Origin of the sequence: Iodidimonas sp. SYSU 1G8 (assembly GCF_039655775.1) — a bacterium.
In the GTDB taxonomy this organism is placed as follows: domain Bacteria; phylum Pseudomonadota; class Alphaproteobacteria; order SMXS01; family SMXS01; genus RI-34.
Genome location: NZ_JBBYXJ010000001.1, coordinates 364,956 through 378,796, shown reverse-complemented (window position 1 = coordinate 378,796; position 13,841 = coordinate 364,956). Strand labels below are relative to the sequence as shown.

At 64.4% G+C, this 13,841-nt stretch carries 12 protein-coding genes; 7 read left to right on the top strand and 5 right to left on the bottom strand.

All coding sequences use genetic code 11. From position 1 onward, the window contains the following. The first annotated feature begins 13 nt into the window (after window positions 1–13). A complete protein-coding gene (locus WJU17_RS01815; protein ID WP_346325638.1) occupies window positions 14–553 on the top strand; it encodes a VOC family protein in 540 nt (179 codons plus the stop codon). 51 nt (window positions 554–604) lie between these two features. Here WJU17_RS01815 and WJU17_RS01810 read toward each other — a convergent pair whose 3' ends face one another. From WJU17_RS01810 to WJU17_RS01800, 3 genes are read right to left on the bottom strand one after another with little or no spacing between them, the layout of a single operon-like run. Continuing rightward, the gene (locus tag WJU17_RS01810) at window positions 605–1,372 is read right to left on the bottom strand and encodes an SDR family oxidoreductase (RefSeq protein ID WP_346325637.1); all 768 of its coding nucleotides are present in this window, start codon (window positions 1,370–1,372) and stop codon (window positions 605–607) included. A 23-nt stretch (window positions 1,373–1,395) separates the two neighbouring features. Beyond that, window positions 1,396–2,004 carry a DUF1330 domain-containing protein gene (locus WJU17_RS01805; protein WP_346325636.1) on the bottom strand — a complete coding sequence of 203 codons (609 nt, stop codon included), beginning with the start codon at window positions 2,002–2,004 and terminating at the stop codon, window positions 1,396–1,398. 22 nt (window positions 2,005–2,026) lie between these two features. Beyond that, window positions 2,027–3,565, bottom strand: coding sequence for a peptide MFS transporter (locus WJU17_RS01800; protein WP_346325635.1), 1,539 nt, complete (start codon window positions 3,563–3,565; stop codon window positions 2,027–2,029). A 117-nt stretch (window positions 3,566–3,682) separates the two neighbouring features. On the opposite strand from WJU17_RS01800, the gene WJU17_RS01795 reads away from it, so the two are divergent. Beyond that, window positions 3,683–4,489, top strand: a complete 807-nt coding sequence (locus WJU17_RS01795) for an enoyl-CoA hydratase-related protein (RefSeq protein ID WP_346325634.1) — start codon at window positions 3,683–3,685, stop codon at window positions 4,487–4,489. A gap of 116 nt (window positions 4,490–4,605) precedes the next feature. After that, window positions 4,606–5,655: a DUF481 domain-containing protein gene (locus WJU17_RS01790; RefSeq protein ID WP_346325633.1), complete on the top strand. Its 1,050-nt coding sequence runs from the start codon at window positions 4,606–4,608 to the stop codon at window positions 5,653–5,655. Between the two features lies 1 nt (window position 5,656). On the opposite strand, the gene alr is transcribed toward WJU17_RS01790, so the two are convergent. Then, window positions 5,657–6,778, bottom strand: coding sequence for an alanine racemase (alr, locus tag WJU17_RS01785; RefSeq protein WP_346325632.1), 1,122 nt, complete (start codon window positions 6,776–6,778; stop codon window positions 5,657–5,659). Between the two features lie 176 nt (window positions 6,779–6,954). Here alr and WJU17_RS01780 point away from each other — a divergent pair, with 176 nt between their 5' ends. Further along, complete coding sequence (locus WJU17_RS01780; protein ID WP_346325631.1) at window positions 6,955–7,995, top strand: LLM class F420-dependent oxidoreductase; 1,041 nt, start codon at window positions 6,955–6,957, stop codon at window positions 7,993–7,995. Between the two features lie 75 nt (window positions 7,996–8,070). Here WJU17_RS01780 and WJU17_RS01775 read toward each other — a convergent pair whose 3' ends face one another. Continuing rightward, window positions 8,071–8,625, bottom strand: a complete 555-nt coding sequence (locus WJU17_RS01775; protein ID WP_346325630.1) for a VOC family protein — start codon at window positions 8,623–8,625, stop codon at window positions 8,071–8,073. 216 nt (window positions 8,626–8,841) lie between these two features. Here WJU17_RS01775 and WJU17_RS01770 point away from each other — a divergent pair, with 216 nt between their 5' ends. The 3 genes from WJU17_RS01770 to WJU17_RS01760 all read left to right on the top strand — a co-directional run bounded on the left by WJU17_RS01770 (window position 8,842) and on the right by WJU17_RS01760 (window position 13,702). After that, a complete protein-coding gene (locus WJU17_RS01770) occupies window positions 8,842–9,264 on the top strand; it encodes a hypothetical protein (protein WP_346325629.1) in 423 nt (140 codons plus the stop codon). A 117-nt stretch (window positions 9,265–9,381) separates the two neighbouring features. Next, window positions 9,382–11,982: a glycosyltransferase family 2 protein gene (locus tag WJU17_RS01765; protein ID WP_346325628.1), complete on the top strand. Its 2,601-nt coding sequence runs from the start codon at window positions 9,382–9,384 to the stop codon at window positions 11,980–11,982. 64 nt (window positions 11,983–12,046) lie between these two features. Beyond that, window positions 12,047–13,702, top strand: coding sequence for a hypothetical protein (locus WJU17_RS01760; protein ID WP_346325627.1), 1,656 nt, complete (start codon window positions 12,047–12,049; stop codon window positions 13,700–13,702). The last annotated feature ends 139 nt before the right edge of the window (window positions 13,703–13,841 follow it).

The following is a 13,841-nucleotide window of genomic DNA, read 5'->3' as shown; positions in this document are numbered from 1 at the left end:
GGGGAGACAAAACATGAAACAGCATCAGAATCAGGTGATGACCCAGAATGCCTGGGTCGTCCGCGATCTCCACGACGCCATCGCCCGCTTTCGCGACACGATGCAGATCGGTCCGTTCTTCGTCATCCCGAGGATCGGCCTGCAGAATGTCAAATATCGCGGACAGCCCGCGGAACTGGACATCTCGGTCGCGGTCGCCTTCGCGGGACACATGCAGATCGAGCTGATCGAACAGCACAATGACGGCCCTTCCGCCTACCGCGACGCGGTGCCGAAGGGACAGGATGGCTACCACCATATCTGCTTCTATCCCGACGACTACGACGCCGAACTGGCGCGCTATCGGGCCATGGGCTTCGAAGTCGCCACCAGCGGCGAGGTCGCCTCGGCCAATGGCCGCCGCTTCTGCTACATCGACACCCGCGAGACGCTGAACTGCATGGTCGAGCTGGTCGACGCGCCCGAAGGCGCCAGCATCGTCTGGCAGGCGCTGCGCGAGGCGACCGACAATTGGGACGGCAAGACAGACCCGATCAGGACGATCGGTCTCTGACACCGGAGCACCATCCCGGCACGCCGGGATGGCAACCCCGGTTTCCAGACTTCAGGGCTGGATGATCGTGCCGTTGTCGATCAGCATTTCGGCGCCATTGATGAACTTCGACTCGTCGGACGCCAGGAACAGCACCGTGTTGGCCACGTCCTCCGGATCGCCCAGTCCGGGACCGGGAGGCGCGGCGTTGCCGCCATCGGCCGGCTTGGGCGTCGTGCCGCCTTCCGCCTGGGCTTGACGCACCATCGCCGTGGCGATGCCGCCCGGATGGATGGAGTTGACGCGAATACGGTAGCCGGACTGCTGGCAGTGAATGGCCGCCGATTTGGTCATGGACCGCACCGCGCCCTTGGCGGCCGCATAGGCGAAGAACGGCGGATACCCCAGAAACGCGGCGGTCGAGGAGACGTTGATGATCGAATTGCGGTCCTCGTTCTCCTTCATCAGGCCGATGCCGTATTTCAGGCCGAAGAAGACGCCGTCGGTCATGATGGCATGCACCCGCCGCCATTCCTCCGTCGTCGTGCTCTCGACGGTCTTCACCACGACGATGCCCGCGTTGTTGACCAGCACGTTCAGCTTGCCGAAATGGCTCGCCGTCTGGGCCAGCACCTTCTGCCAGGCGTCCTCGTCGGTCACGTCGTGCTTGATGAAGATGGCGTCGTTGCCGGCCATCTGCGCGGTTTCCTCGCCGCCAGCCACATTGACGTCGGTGATGACGACCTTGCCGCCCTCCTCCGCCAGCCGGATCGCGTCGGCCCGGCCCAGCCCGGCGCCGCCGCCGGTGATCAGGCACACCTTCCCCTCGATACGTCCCATTTGCAGTCTCCCCGTTCTGATCGTCAGATACCGCGCACCATCATGTGCATGCCGTCGGCATTTTGTTCACGCAGCGTCTTGTACGGCAAATATTCGTCACCGTACCAGAATTTCCGGAACACGTCCTCCGACGGGAATCGCAAACAGACGAAGGATTTGTGCGGCCAGCCGCCGTCCAGCTGGTCGAAATTGATCCCCGCCGCGATCGCCTGCACGCCGAACCGCGCGCTGATCGCCGGCACTTCCGCGTAATAGGGCTTCATCGCCTCCATGTCGCGCGTGTCGCCGCCGCCGATCATGAAGACCGCGCCAGTGCCCGTTTCCGGCAACGGATCGTCCGAGAACGCTTCGAGCAGGAGACAATCCTGCTCGCTCGAGCGCTCGCGCAGAACCTTCATGGGCTGGTATTCCGGCGACTTCCAGAAAGACCGCGCCTGCTCAAGCGACGGAAATCCCAGCAGCACCATTCGCTCGCGACGGTAAACGCCGTCGAGCAGTTCGGCATCGTTGTCGACGGCGAGAATCCGGCCGCCATAACTGGCCAGGATCGGCGGTGCCTCCTCGACATATTGCGCCATGCCGGCCTCGTCACGGATGTCGATGCCGATGAACATGTAAGCGACTCTGGTCATTCCGTTTCCCCTCGTTTCGAATTCACCGGACGCCGTGCATCAGTTTCCTGAGCAGCGGCGACAACACCATCAGCAGCGCGGCCGAGCCCACCGCGACCCAGCCCACCGAATAGAACATCTCGCCATAGATCGGCAGCGCCTGGACGACATCCACTTCCTCGCCGGGCGCGTGCTCGATGCTGGCGGTCATGGCGATCAGCCCGGCGCCATAATTGGCGAAGGCATTGGAGAGGAACCATACACCCATCATCAGCCCGCCGATCCGCGCCAGCGACAGCTTCGTGACCGCCGAGAGGCCGACCGGTGAGATGCACAACTCGCCCGTCGAATGCAGCAGGATGCCGAAGGCGAGCCAGCCCAGCCCGACCTTGTCCCCCTGCGCGGTCATCTCGATGCCGATGACGAAGACGAAGAAGCCCAGCCCGATCTGCAACAGGCCAAGGGCGAACTTCAGCGGGATGTGTGGCTCGCGTCCCATGCGGTCCAGCCACAGCCAGATCCAGGCGATGACCGGCGCGAACAGGATGATGCAAAGCGGGTTGATGGCCTGGATCTGCCCCGGCGCGACGGCAAGCCCGAACAGGCTGAGCTCGACGCCCCGGTCGGCGAACAGGGCCATGGACGTGCCGGTCTGCTCGAAGAACGCCCAGAAGAGCGAATGGAACGGCATCAGGATCAGGATGGCGAACACCCGGTCCCGCGCCACCGGCTCCAGCTTCATGGTGGCGTAGATCACGACGGCGAGGATCGCCAGACCGCCCGCGATGCCGAGCGCGCCGCCGACGATGACGCTGTTCTGCACCAGCAGCCAGACGGGCAGCACCATCAGGACACAGCCGAGGATGACGATCTGATTGAGCGTCATCGGCCCAAGGACACGCCGCTCGAGCGCCACGGGATCGGGCGGCATGCCCTTTCCTTCCAGCCAGCCGCGCCCGAGAATGAAGGTGACGACGCCCAGCGCCATACCGATACCGGCCGCGCCGAAACCCCAGGACCAGCCATAGGTCTCGCCGAGCCACGCGCAGGTGAGCGACGCGATGAACGCGCCAATGTTGATGCCCATGTAGAACAGGGTGAAGCCTGCGTCACGGCGGCGATCGCCCTCCGCGTACAGGCTGCCGACGATGGAGGAAATATTGGCTTTCAGCAGGCCGGTGCCGGTGATGATCAGCGCCAGCGACAGATAGAGAATTTGCAGCGCGAAGCCATCGCGGGCCACGGTGCCCGCCGCGTCGATGGTTGCCTGCGCGCCTTCGAACGCCATGCCCGCATGGCCGCAGGCGATGAGTATGCCGCCCAGCAGGATGGCGCGTTTGAACCCGAGATACCGGTCCGCGACGAAGCCGCCGATGATCGGCGAGATGTAGATCAGGGAAATGTAGGCCGAATAGATGCCGTAAGCCGGCGTGTCGCCGAACAGGAAGTGCCGCGTCAGATAGAAGAGCAGGATGGAGCGCATCCCGTAATAGCTGAAGCGCTCCCACATCTCGGTCAGGAACAGGATCACCAGACCTCTCGGGTGCCCCAGAAAGGTCTTTTCCATCGTCCCTGCTGCCATCGCCTGCCCCTCCCATCGTGACGCTGCCACTATAGACAAAGCCGCCTGCCGCAAAAGGGCCTTATCATTCGGCATCGGCCCGCTATAGTCGCGGGCGAAACGAGATTGGAGATTGCAATGACCACCATCCACACCCCGGTAGACGCGACGCTGACCCTTGAGAACCGCGTCGCCGTCATGACCCTGAACCGGCACGACGTGCGCAACGCGCTGACCGGCAACAATCTGATCCAGGACATCGTCGAAACCTGCAAGTGGGTCAACGCGACACCGGAAGTCTCGGTGCTCGTCATCACCGGCGCCGGTTCGGCGTTCTCGGCCGGCGGCAACGTCAAGGCCATGAAGGAACAGGGCAGCCAGAGCGTCGGCTACGTCGCCCAGACCTATCGCGACGGCATCCAGCAGATTCCGCAGGCGATCCAGTCCCTCGAAGTGCCGGTGATCGCCGCCGTCAACGGTCCGGCCATCGGCGCCGGCTGCGACCTCTCGCTGATGTGCGACATCCGCATCGCCTCCAAGGACGCCATCTTCGGCGAGACCTTCGTCAATCTGGGCCTGATCTCGGGCGATGGCGGCGCCTGGTTCCTGCCCAAGATCGTTGGCTACCAGCGCGCGGTCGAACTGACCTTCTCCGGCCGTCTCGTGAGGGCCGACGAGGCCCTGTCGCTGGGCATGGTGCTGGAAGTCACCGAGCCGGACCAGCTAATGCAGCGCGCGATGGAAATGGCGAATGTCTTCGCGTCCAAGCCGCCGATCACCACGCGCTACACCAAGCGCCTGATGAAGCTGGCCGAGCGCGAGCAGCTGAAGGACTTCCTCGATCAGTGCGCGTTCTTCCAGGGCGTGTGCCACCAGACGGCCGATCACCAGGAAGCCGTCGACGCGTTCATCGAAAAGCGTTCGGCTCACTTCGCCGGACGATAAGGCGAAAGAATCGACTCCTTCGATTGAAGTACGCGAGCAGAGCTCCACATACTGTTGAAACAACACAGGTTTCGTGAATCCTGTGTTACAAAAGTCACCAGCAGGAAGGGTGCTCGATGGGACGCGGTATCGCGCTTCTCGCGTTGCTTCAATCGATGGCGCCGGCCGTCGTTCTGGCTCAGGACGTCCTGCCTGAACCCGTGTCCGCCATGCTGCGCAAGGCGGCGGACCGCGACATCCGGGAAAGCACGACGCGCTATCTCGACGCGGCGGTGCAGATCGCCATCGACACCTATCCGGACCGCCAGGCGCAAATCCTGTCCCAGGCCACCGCGCTCGCGCCGGCACGCTCGAGCGCGCTCGCCGCGTTGACGGGCGTCACCATCACGTCAGGCGTACCCGTGGTGATCGTCGATCCGCCGCCGCAGGAGCCGCAGGTTTCGGCGGATGAGAAGTCCGTCGCGCCCGCCAGCAAGGCGGCCGTGAAAGCCGCCCCGCCGAAGCCCAAGGGATTTCTGCCTCTTGATGGCTGGAACGGCGGCGTGGAACTGGGCGCGGCACTGAACACGGGCAACGTGTCATCGAAATCGGTCGCCACCGCGATCAACATGCAGAATGACCGCGAGGACTGGCGGCACAAGGTCGGTGGCACCTTTGGCCTGATCAAGACCGATGGCGTGACCACCAAGGAACGGGCCACGGCGTCGTATCAGCTGGACTACAAGTTCAGCGAACGGCTCTACAGCTTCGGTCTGCTGCAATATGAGCGCGACCGTTTCAGCTCGTTCAACGACCGGTATCTGGAATCCCTCGGCGTCGGTTATCGCGTCCTGCAGGGCGAACGCGTCTCGCTGGATCTGGAAGGCAGCGCCGCGCTGCGCCAGAGCACGCTGACCGAAACCATGCTCGATCAGGACGAGGTCGGCGGCCGCCTGAACACGATCTTCAACTGGACGGTTTCGGACACGTTCGCGATCAACAACACCGGCACGGCGTTCGTTTCCGACCTGCGCACCACGCTCGAGAACACCGTGTCGCTCAAGACCAAGATCACCCCGACGATCTCAGGCAAGCTGTCCTTCAACGTGAAGCATGATACGGACGTGCCGTTGGACGCGGACAGGACCTCGACGGAAACCAAGGCCACGCTGCTGTACAGCTTCTAGCTCAGCCGGCGTCGGCCATCACGTAGCGGCGCTCGAAGCGCCGGCTCAACCCCGTGAGCAATTCGTAGGAAATCAGTCCCGCGGCCTCGGCCGCGTCGTCGAGCGACCAGCGCGGACCGACCAGGTCGACGAGCGAGCCGGCCGTCGCGCTTCCCGCGGGAGCATCGGTGACGTCGAGGGCGATGAGGTCCATGGATACGCGCCCGACGAACGGCACCCTCGCATCGCCCAGCATGCATGCCCCTCGGCCGCTGGCGGATGTCGGCCAGCCATCGGCATAGCCCGCGCCGATCACCGCGAGCCGGGTCTGGCGGTCGGCCACGAAGCTCGCGTCGTAGCCGACGGTTTCACCGGCGGCGACGGTCCGCTCCTGCAGCACGCGGGCGCTCAACCGGACAACCGGCTTGAGCGCGCCGGCGGCATCGGCCAGCGGATTGCCGCCATAGAGCGCGATCCCGACACGGGCCAGATCGAAACAGTAGGAGGCGCCGAGCAGCACGCCGGCTGAATTGGCGAGGCTGGCGCGGAATCTGGGAAACAGCCGCGTGACGCGCCGGAACTGCGCCAGTTGCTCGCTGTTCTTGGGATGCTCGGGCTGGCGCGCGCAGGCCAGATGGCTCATGACGCAGGCCACATCGAACCCCAGCGGTCCGCCGCCGGCGACAGCCTCGGCCTCGGCAACCGGCAGGCCGAGACGATTGAAGCCCGTATCCACATGAAGAGCCGCGGGAAACCTGGCGTCCCGCTTCCGGCAGAACGCCTCCCACCGGCGAACCTGATCGATATCGTTCAGGACCGGACGCAGGCCGAACTCCTCATAGGCCGCCTCGTTACCCGGCATCAGTCCATTGAGTACCAGGATCGCCGCATCGGGCAAAATCTGGCGCAGGGCCGCGCCCTCGCCCAGCGACGCCACGAAGTAACTCCGGCAGCCCGCGCCCCACAGCGCCGGCCCCACCCGGTCGGCGCCGAGGCCATACGCATCCGCCTTGACGGCGGCAGCGACTTCCGCGCCGTGCGCCCGGGCACGCATGGCGCGGTAATTGTCGGCGAGTGCCGCAAGGTCGATTTCGATGATACCGGGCGCACTGCCCGGAAGGGATTCTGAAAGGATCGCAACCACCCTGGGTCGAAGTTTCGTGCGGCTCGGTCGTTTGCACCATAGGCGCCCGAATGGCGCAAGCGGTTTTCCCTTCTTGGCTTGCGACAATTGAGTTGCGAGGGTATGGGAATCACCTAATGTGGCGGCGAACTGGGCGGTAACATCCGCCCAAGCCATACAACCGAAAGGGATGTCAGATGAAGCTGGGGATTTTGCTGGGCTATTCCGGTGGCCGGATGGATTTGGGTATCGAAACGGTCAAGCTGGCCGAGAGCCTGGGATACGATTCCGCCTGGACCGCCGAGGCCTATGGCTCGGACGCGGTGACTCCGGCGGCCTGGGTTCTGGCCCAGACGTCCAAGATCAAGGTCGGCACCTCGATCATGCAGATTCCCGCCCGGACCCCGGCCTGCACCGCCATGACGGCGATGAGCCTGCAGGAGCTTTCGGGCGGCCGCTTCATCCTTGGCCTCGGCCCGTCCGGCCCGCAGGTCGCCGAAGGCTGGCACGGCGTTCCCTATGGCAAGCCCATGGTGAAGGTGAAGGAATATGTCGAGATCGTCCGGCAGATCCTGAAGCGCGAAGGGCCGCTGGAATACAAGGGCGAGGAATATCGCATTCCCTATGACGGCCCGGGCGCGACCGGCCTCGGCAAGCCGCTGAAGTCGATCCTGCACGGCGACCCGAACCTGCCGATCTACACCGCCGCGATCACGCCCGCCGGTATCCGCGCCTCGGCCGAGGTCGCCGACGGCTTCTTCCCGATCTGGATGAATCCCGAGCGCTTCGACGTGTTCGAGGAAGACATCAACAAGGGCTTCGCCAAGGCGGGCAACGGCAAGTCGCTCGACAAGTTCGACGTGGCGCCGTTCGTCAACGTGGTGCTGGGCGACGACATCGACGAGTGCCGCAACAAGGTGCGCCCGGGCATGGCGCTCTACGTCGGCGGCATGGGCGCGCGCTCGAAGAACTTCTACAACGACTATGCCAAGCGTCTGGGTTTCGTGGACGAGGCCGTCAAGATCCAGGACCTGTTCCTGTCCGGCAAGAAGGCCGAGGCGGCCGCCGCCATTCCCGACGCCATGGTCGACGCCGTCGCCCTGTGCGGCCCGAAGGAGCGCATCAAGGAACTGCTTGCTCCGTGGAAGGAAGCCGCCAAGAAGAAGCACATCGGCTCCATGCTGATCGGCCGCACCTCGCCCGAGGCGCTCAAGGTCGTCGCCGAGACCATGCTCTAGGCCGCAGGCGATCGGACAAAAAGAAACGGCGCGTCCCTCGGGGCGCGCCGTTCTGATTCCTGCTGGGCGGAACGCTTACGCGGCCTTGACGACGGGCGTACCGGTCGACCAGTCGATGCGGCGCACGGGATCGGTCTTGCCGTCCCAGCTTTCCGAGCCGTCCTTGATGATCGCGAACATCTTCTCGATCATTTCGCCCTTCGCCATCAGCTGGATCATGACGCCCGGCTGATCGACGGAATCGATATAGGCATGGGCATCGCCGTAATTCTGGCGGACGATGAAGTCCATCCCCTTCCGCTTCAGCTCCTCCAGCTTTTCGGCGATGGTGCCCTCGCACCAGACCGCGAGATGCTGCAAACCACCTTCCGGATGCGTGCGCAGATACTCCTCGTAGATGCAGGGCGTATCACCCATCGGCTGGATGACCTCGATCTGCTGGTCGCCCGAATAGGCGAAGGCGGCCTTCAGCTCGAGCTTGACCGGCTTGCCGTCGACGACGCCGTCGAAATTCTTCAGGTGCTCCATGAAAAACGGCCCGATTCCCCGGGCTGTCCAGTGCTTCATCGCCGCGTCGATATCGGGCACCACATAGCCCTGCTGCACCACCGCGCCAAAAACGTTGCTCATGATCGATCTCCCCGGAAATTCACGTTGGCGCGATCGTATCGCCTTTACGACAATGGTTGCAAGGCACGCCCTAAGCCAACAGAAGCGTTGCATTCCATGGTGGAGAGCTTATCTTCAGGCGCATCAATGGCCGAACGGCCCACCGCCCCATGTGGAAAAGCCGCCCTTGTCCGTTAGCCGTTAAACCCGCCCGACATTCCCAAGCGCAGTGACTAGATGACTCATCGTTTCGCCTTCACTACAGCCGCCCTGTGCCTTATCGCCTCGCTCGCGACCACGGTGGTGCCCGTGAGCCCTGCCCTGGCCCAGACCAAGTCCGCCAAGGTGAAGGAAGAGCCCAAGCCGCCCTTCCTGCAGGGCCAGTGCTACTGGACCGGAACCCGCGTGCTGCATGCCCTGCTGCGCGAGGACACGATCGCGGCGAATGATCATCTGGGGTTCTACGAGAAGTTCAAATGCCCCGGCGACCGCATCCCGCAGGCTTTCGCCTGCGCGGTCGATGCCCCCGTCGGCGCGGCACGCCCGAAGAACGATATTCTGGTGAAGAACTGCTGGGAAACACTGACGCCGAACCGCGAAAGCGAAGTGGAGGCGAACGCGAACGCGGCCGCCAAACCGGAACGCAAGCAGGCGAAATAAGCAGGCCTCGGTCACGGCCTCGCCTTCTTCCCTTGCTGAAATCATCGGCCGGGATCAGCATTCCGGTGTATCGCAACCGTTGAGGACCGCCTTGCAGCGCCACGAGTTCTCTCACTGATGCGCAATATCGTTCTGGCGATCATCATCGGCGCCCTGGTCCAGGCCTATGCCTGGTTCATTTCCTATGACATGAGCATCCCGCCCGAGGTCACCACCCGGGTGCAATCCGTCTCGTTGGACGTGGGCGGGCCGAAAGCGGCCACCGCCCCCATCACGCCCGCGGCGCTGCAGCGCGTCGGCGACATGCTCGACCGGGTCAAGACCGTCTCGTCGCAGGTTCGGCTTTATGCCTCGACGGGTCTGGCGGCGGAGGTGCCCCGGCTGGCCAACGAGCGCGGCATCGCCGTCAGTCTCGGCATCTGGCTGGGACGGGACGAGCAGAACAACAAGCGCGAGATCGAATCCGCGCTGCACATGGCCAACACGCTGCCGAATATCCGCTCCATCGTCGTGGGCAATGAAACGCTGCTGCGCAGCGAACTGACCCTCGAGGAACTGACCGGCTACATCCGAGAAGTGCGCCGGCGCAGCCGTGTTCCGGTCACCACCGGCGAAACCTATGACGAGTGGATCGCGAATCCGACGCTGGTCAACGAGGTCGATTTCATCTCCGCCCATATCCTTCCCTATTGGGAAGGCGTTCCTGCCGATGGCGCTCTCGAGCACACCATGGCGAACTATGAGCGCCTGAAGGCGACGTTCCCCGGCAAGCGGGTCGTCATCGCCGAATTCGGCTGGCCGAGCCAGGGCTCGAACGTCTACGGATCGGTGCCCAACATGCTGCGCCAGGCCGAGTTGATCCGCGGCTTCCTGAACATGGCCGACGAACGCGACGCCGAATACAATCTGATGGAGGCGTACGACCAGCCCTGGAAGACCAACGAGGGCAGTGTCGGGCCGTATTGGGGATTGTTCGATGCCTCGGGCAAGGCCAAGTTCCTGCTGCAGGGCGAAGTCAACGATGCCAGCCATGGCCGCACCGCCGCCGTCGCCATGGTGCTCGGCGCGCTGCTGAGCGCCATCGCGCTGGGTCGCCGCCGCACGGCATTCGGCCACGCGCTGGCAGTCGCGCTGTCGGCGCAGGCGCTGGCAGCGGGCGTCGCGCTAGCCCTCGCCTACCCGTTCGAGAACTATCTGAACACGGGCTCGGCGATCGCCTGGGGCATCGGCTTCCTGCTGATGTGGCCGCTGACGGCCATGACCCTGCTGAAGATCGACGAGGTGGCGGAAGTCACCGTGGGCCGGCGGCCGATCCGCCTGCTGCCGCAACCGGTGCCGGCGACGCCCGATTTCCAGTATCCCAAGGTCTCCATCCAGGTTCCCGCCTACCGCGAGAATCCGGACATGCTCAACGAGACGCTGAGCAGCCTGGCACGGCTCGACTATCCTGACTTCGAAGTCATGGTCATCATCAACAACACGCCGGATGAGGCGCATTGGGGACCGGTTCAGGCCCATTGCCGTACGCTGGGGCCGCGCTTCAAGTTCCTCAATCTGCAGAACGTCAAGGGCTTCAAGGCCGGCGCCTTGACCCTGGCCATGGAACAGGTTTCTCCCGATGCCGAGGTCCTGGCCCTCATCGACGCCGATTACGTGGTGGACAAGAACTGGCTGAAGGATCTGGTGCCGGCATTCGCCGACCCGAAGATTGCCTTCGTCCAGGCGCCGCAGGATCACCGCGATGGCCCGGAATCGGCGTTCAAGACCGCCATCAACAGCGAGTATGCCGGCTTCTTCGATATCGGCATGGTCCAGCGCAACGAGCGCAACGCCCTGATCGCCCACGGCACCATGCTGCTGATCCGGCGGTCCCATTTCGACGAGGTCGGCGGCTGGAGCACGGCGACGATCACCGAGGACACCGAACTCGGCCTGCGCCTGCTGGAGGCCGGCTACGAGGGCACCTATACCAATCGCCGCTACGGGTGGGGTCTGTTGCCGGATACGTTCGAGGCGTTCAAGACCCAGCGGCACCGCTGGGCCTATGGCGCCATGCAGATCATCCGCAAGCATTGGCCGCACATGAAGCCTTCCGCGCCGGGCCTGAACTATCGGCAGAAGAGCCAGTTCATCGCGGGTTGGAGCTACTGGATCTCCGACGCGTTCGGCGTACTGACGGCGTTCCTGAATCTGTTCTGGGTGCCGATGATCATCCTGGCCGACATGATGATTCCCATGCTGCCGTTCACGCTGCCGATCCTGGTCGCGTTCGGCGTGAACCTGCTACACTGCGTCCTGCTCTACATCACCCGGGTGAAGATTCCGGCCCACCGCATCTTCGGTGCGGCCCTCGCCGCCATGAGCCTGCAATTCACGGTGGCCCACGCGGTCGGACGGGGCCTCGTCAGCGATGCGCTGCCCTTCAAGGTTACCGCCAAGGGCGGCGGCAACAAGGGCGGCTCCAAGAGCCCGGTCCGGGTCGAGAGCGCGGTGGGCGTATTGCTGCTGATCGGTTCCGCCGCCCTGATCGCGACCAACGAGTTCCAGACACCGGAACGTTATGTCTTCGCCGCGACCCTGGCGGTGCAGAGCCTGCCGTTCCTCGCCGCGCCGCTGCTCTTCGGGCTGGAGCGGGCCCGTGGCTGGTTCCGGCAGAGTCCGGACACGACGGCCGGGAACAGCGCCGCGCCCACCGTCTCGCAGGCGAAGGCGGCGTAACGCCTTTCTAAATCTCGGGGCTTGGGATACATCCAGCCCATTGATGTCCCGCCAGAGGCTCCTCATGTCCCGTATCGCTTCCATCGTCGCGCTGATCATCGCCGGGGTTGTCTCCTACGCGCTCTGGGCGCATTTGGGCCGCCCCATCGACATCGTGGATGTGCCGCGCGGCCACCTGCAGTGCCTCTCCTACACGCCGGCGACCGACGCTTCGTCTCCGCTCAACGCCAAGGACGGCCTGTTTTCGGTGCCCGACGGCATGATCGAGAACGATCTGAAGATCCTGTCCCAGTACACCGACTGCATCCGCACCTATTCCATGCTCGGCGACCAGGGCAAGACCATGAAGGCCGCCGCAGACGCGGGCATCAAGGTAATGGTCGGCATCTGGATCGGCGCCGACGACGAGCGCAACGAACTGGAGATCAATCGCGCGCTGGAGCTGGCGCATCAGTATCCTCAGGCCGTGCGCGCCATCATCGTGGGCAACGAAGTGCTGCTGCGCCGGGAGATGACGGGCGAACGGCTGGCGCGCATCATCGCCTCGGTCAAGGCACGGACGGACTTCCCCGTGACCTACGCCGATATCTACGAATTCTGGCGCCGCAACCCGGTGGTGGGCGAGACGGTCGATCTGGTGACCGTCCACGTTCTTCCCTACTGGGATGATCCGCATCCCGTGTCCATCGACGAGGTGCAGGCCCATTCGCGCCGCATCATCGAACAGACCCAGACGCTGTTCCCCGGCAAGACGGTCCAGATCGGCGAGATCGGCTGGCCGTCCGCGGGGCGGACCCGCTCGGGCGGATCGCCCACCCTCGTGCATCAGGCCCGCTTCGTGCGCGAGTTCGCCGCGCAGGCGGAATCGATCGGCGTCCCCTACAATCTGATCGAGGCCATCGACCAGCCCTGGAAGCGCATGCCGGAGGGCACGGTCGGTGGCTATTGGGGCATCCTCGACAAGGACCGCGTGCTGAAGTTCCCGCTGACCGGCCCGGTCAGCGAGTGGCCGAACTGGAAACTGGCGGCGGGATTCACCGCAGCGGTCTCGCTGCTGGCCTTTGCCTGGGCGCTGCTGTGGCGCAAGCCGATCACCGCGCCGCGCTGGATCGGCCTCGGCCTCGTCGCCCCCGCCGTCGGCGCGACGCTCTGGGCGCTGGGGGCACAGCTCGGGCTCATCGTGCTCAACAACTGGTGGGGCTGGGTGTGGATTTCCTGGCTGATGGTGCTCGCGGTCATTGGCGGCGCGCTGCTGATCTACGCCGTCGCGGGTGGCCGCAACGTGCCCAAGCCCGCGGGTTTCGACGGCGTCGTCTCGGCGTTCAGGAACCGGAAGTTCGACGGCGCACAGCTCATCGGCGCCTATCACTGGGCGGTCATGCTCCCTGCGGTCGTTCTCGCCCTTTCCATGGCGCTTGACGGCCGGCACCGCGACTTCCTGCAGCTGGCGTTCTGGCTGCCCGCGGCGGCCTTCCTGCTGCTCCACCTTCAGCCGTCAACCCGTGAACGGAGCGACCAGCCTCAACCGGAGGAAGCCTGGGTGGCCGCCCTGCTGCTGATCGCCGGGCCTTTCGCCATCGATCAGTTCATCAATCTGGAAGCGGTCGTATGGGCCGCGACCTGCGTGATGCTGTCGGTGCCGTGGTTGGGGTTCGCCATCCGGGAAGCAAAGCGCATCGACCTGGCGTTCCGAGGCAGAACGCGAGGCGCCATCGGATGAGTTTTCCCGGCGAGTGACCAAAGCCGCCTTGCTCTCCGGCAGGTATCGGGTAGATTCCACCGATACTTGCTGGGGGAAATTTAGTGAATATTTCGGATAATACCGCGGCAGGTCCGCGAGATTTCAGACCCGTCAGCTC

Bases quoted from the DNA above. Each gene is read 5' to 3' on its own strand.
- WJU17_RS01815 (WP_346325638.1), top strand. From the start codon at position 14: ATGAAACAGCATCAGAATCAGGTGATGACCCAGAATGCCTGGGTCGTC.
- WJU17_RS01810 (WP_346325637.1), bottom strand. From the start codon at position 1,372: ATGGGACGTATCGAGGGGAAGGTGTGCCTGATCACCGGCGGCGGCGCC.
- WJU17_RS01805 (WP_346325636.1), bottom strand. From the start codon at position 2,004: ATGACCAGAGTCGCTTACATGTTCATCGGCATCGACATCCGTGACGAG.
- WJU17_RS01800 (WP_346325635.1), bottom strand. From the start codon at position 3,565: ATGGCAGCAGGGACGATGGAAAAGACCTTTCTGGGGCACCCGAGAGGT.
- WJU17_RS01795 (WP_346325634.1), top strand. From the start codon at position 3,683: ATGACCACCATCCACACCCCGGTAGACGCGACGCTGACCCTTGAGAAC.
- WJU17_RS01790 (WP_346325633.1), top strand. From the start codon at position 4,606: ATGGGACGCGGTATCGCGCTTCTCGCGTTGCTTCAATCGATGGCGCCG.
- WJU17_RS01780 (WP_346325631.1), top strand. From the start codon at position 6,955: ATGAAGCTGGGGATTTTGCTGGGCTATTCCGGTGGCCGGATGGATTTG.
- WJU17_RS01775 (WP_346325630.1), bottom strand. From the start codon at position 8,625: ATGAGCAACGTTTTTGGCGCGGTGGTGCAGCAGGGCTATGTGGTGCCC.
- WJU17_RS01770 (WP_346325629.1), top strand. From the start codon at position 8,842: ATGACTCATCGTTTCGCCTTCACTACAGCCGCCCTGTGCCTTATCGCC.
- WJU17_RS01765 (WP_346325628.1), top strand. From the start codon at position 9,382: ATGCGCAATATCGTTCTGGCGATCATCATCGGCGCCCTGGTCCAGGCC.
- WJU17_RS01760 (WP_346325627.1), top strand. From the start codon at position 12,047: ATGTCCCGTATCGCTTCCATCGTCGCGCTGATCATCGCCGGGGTTGTC.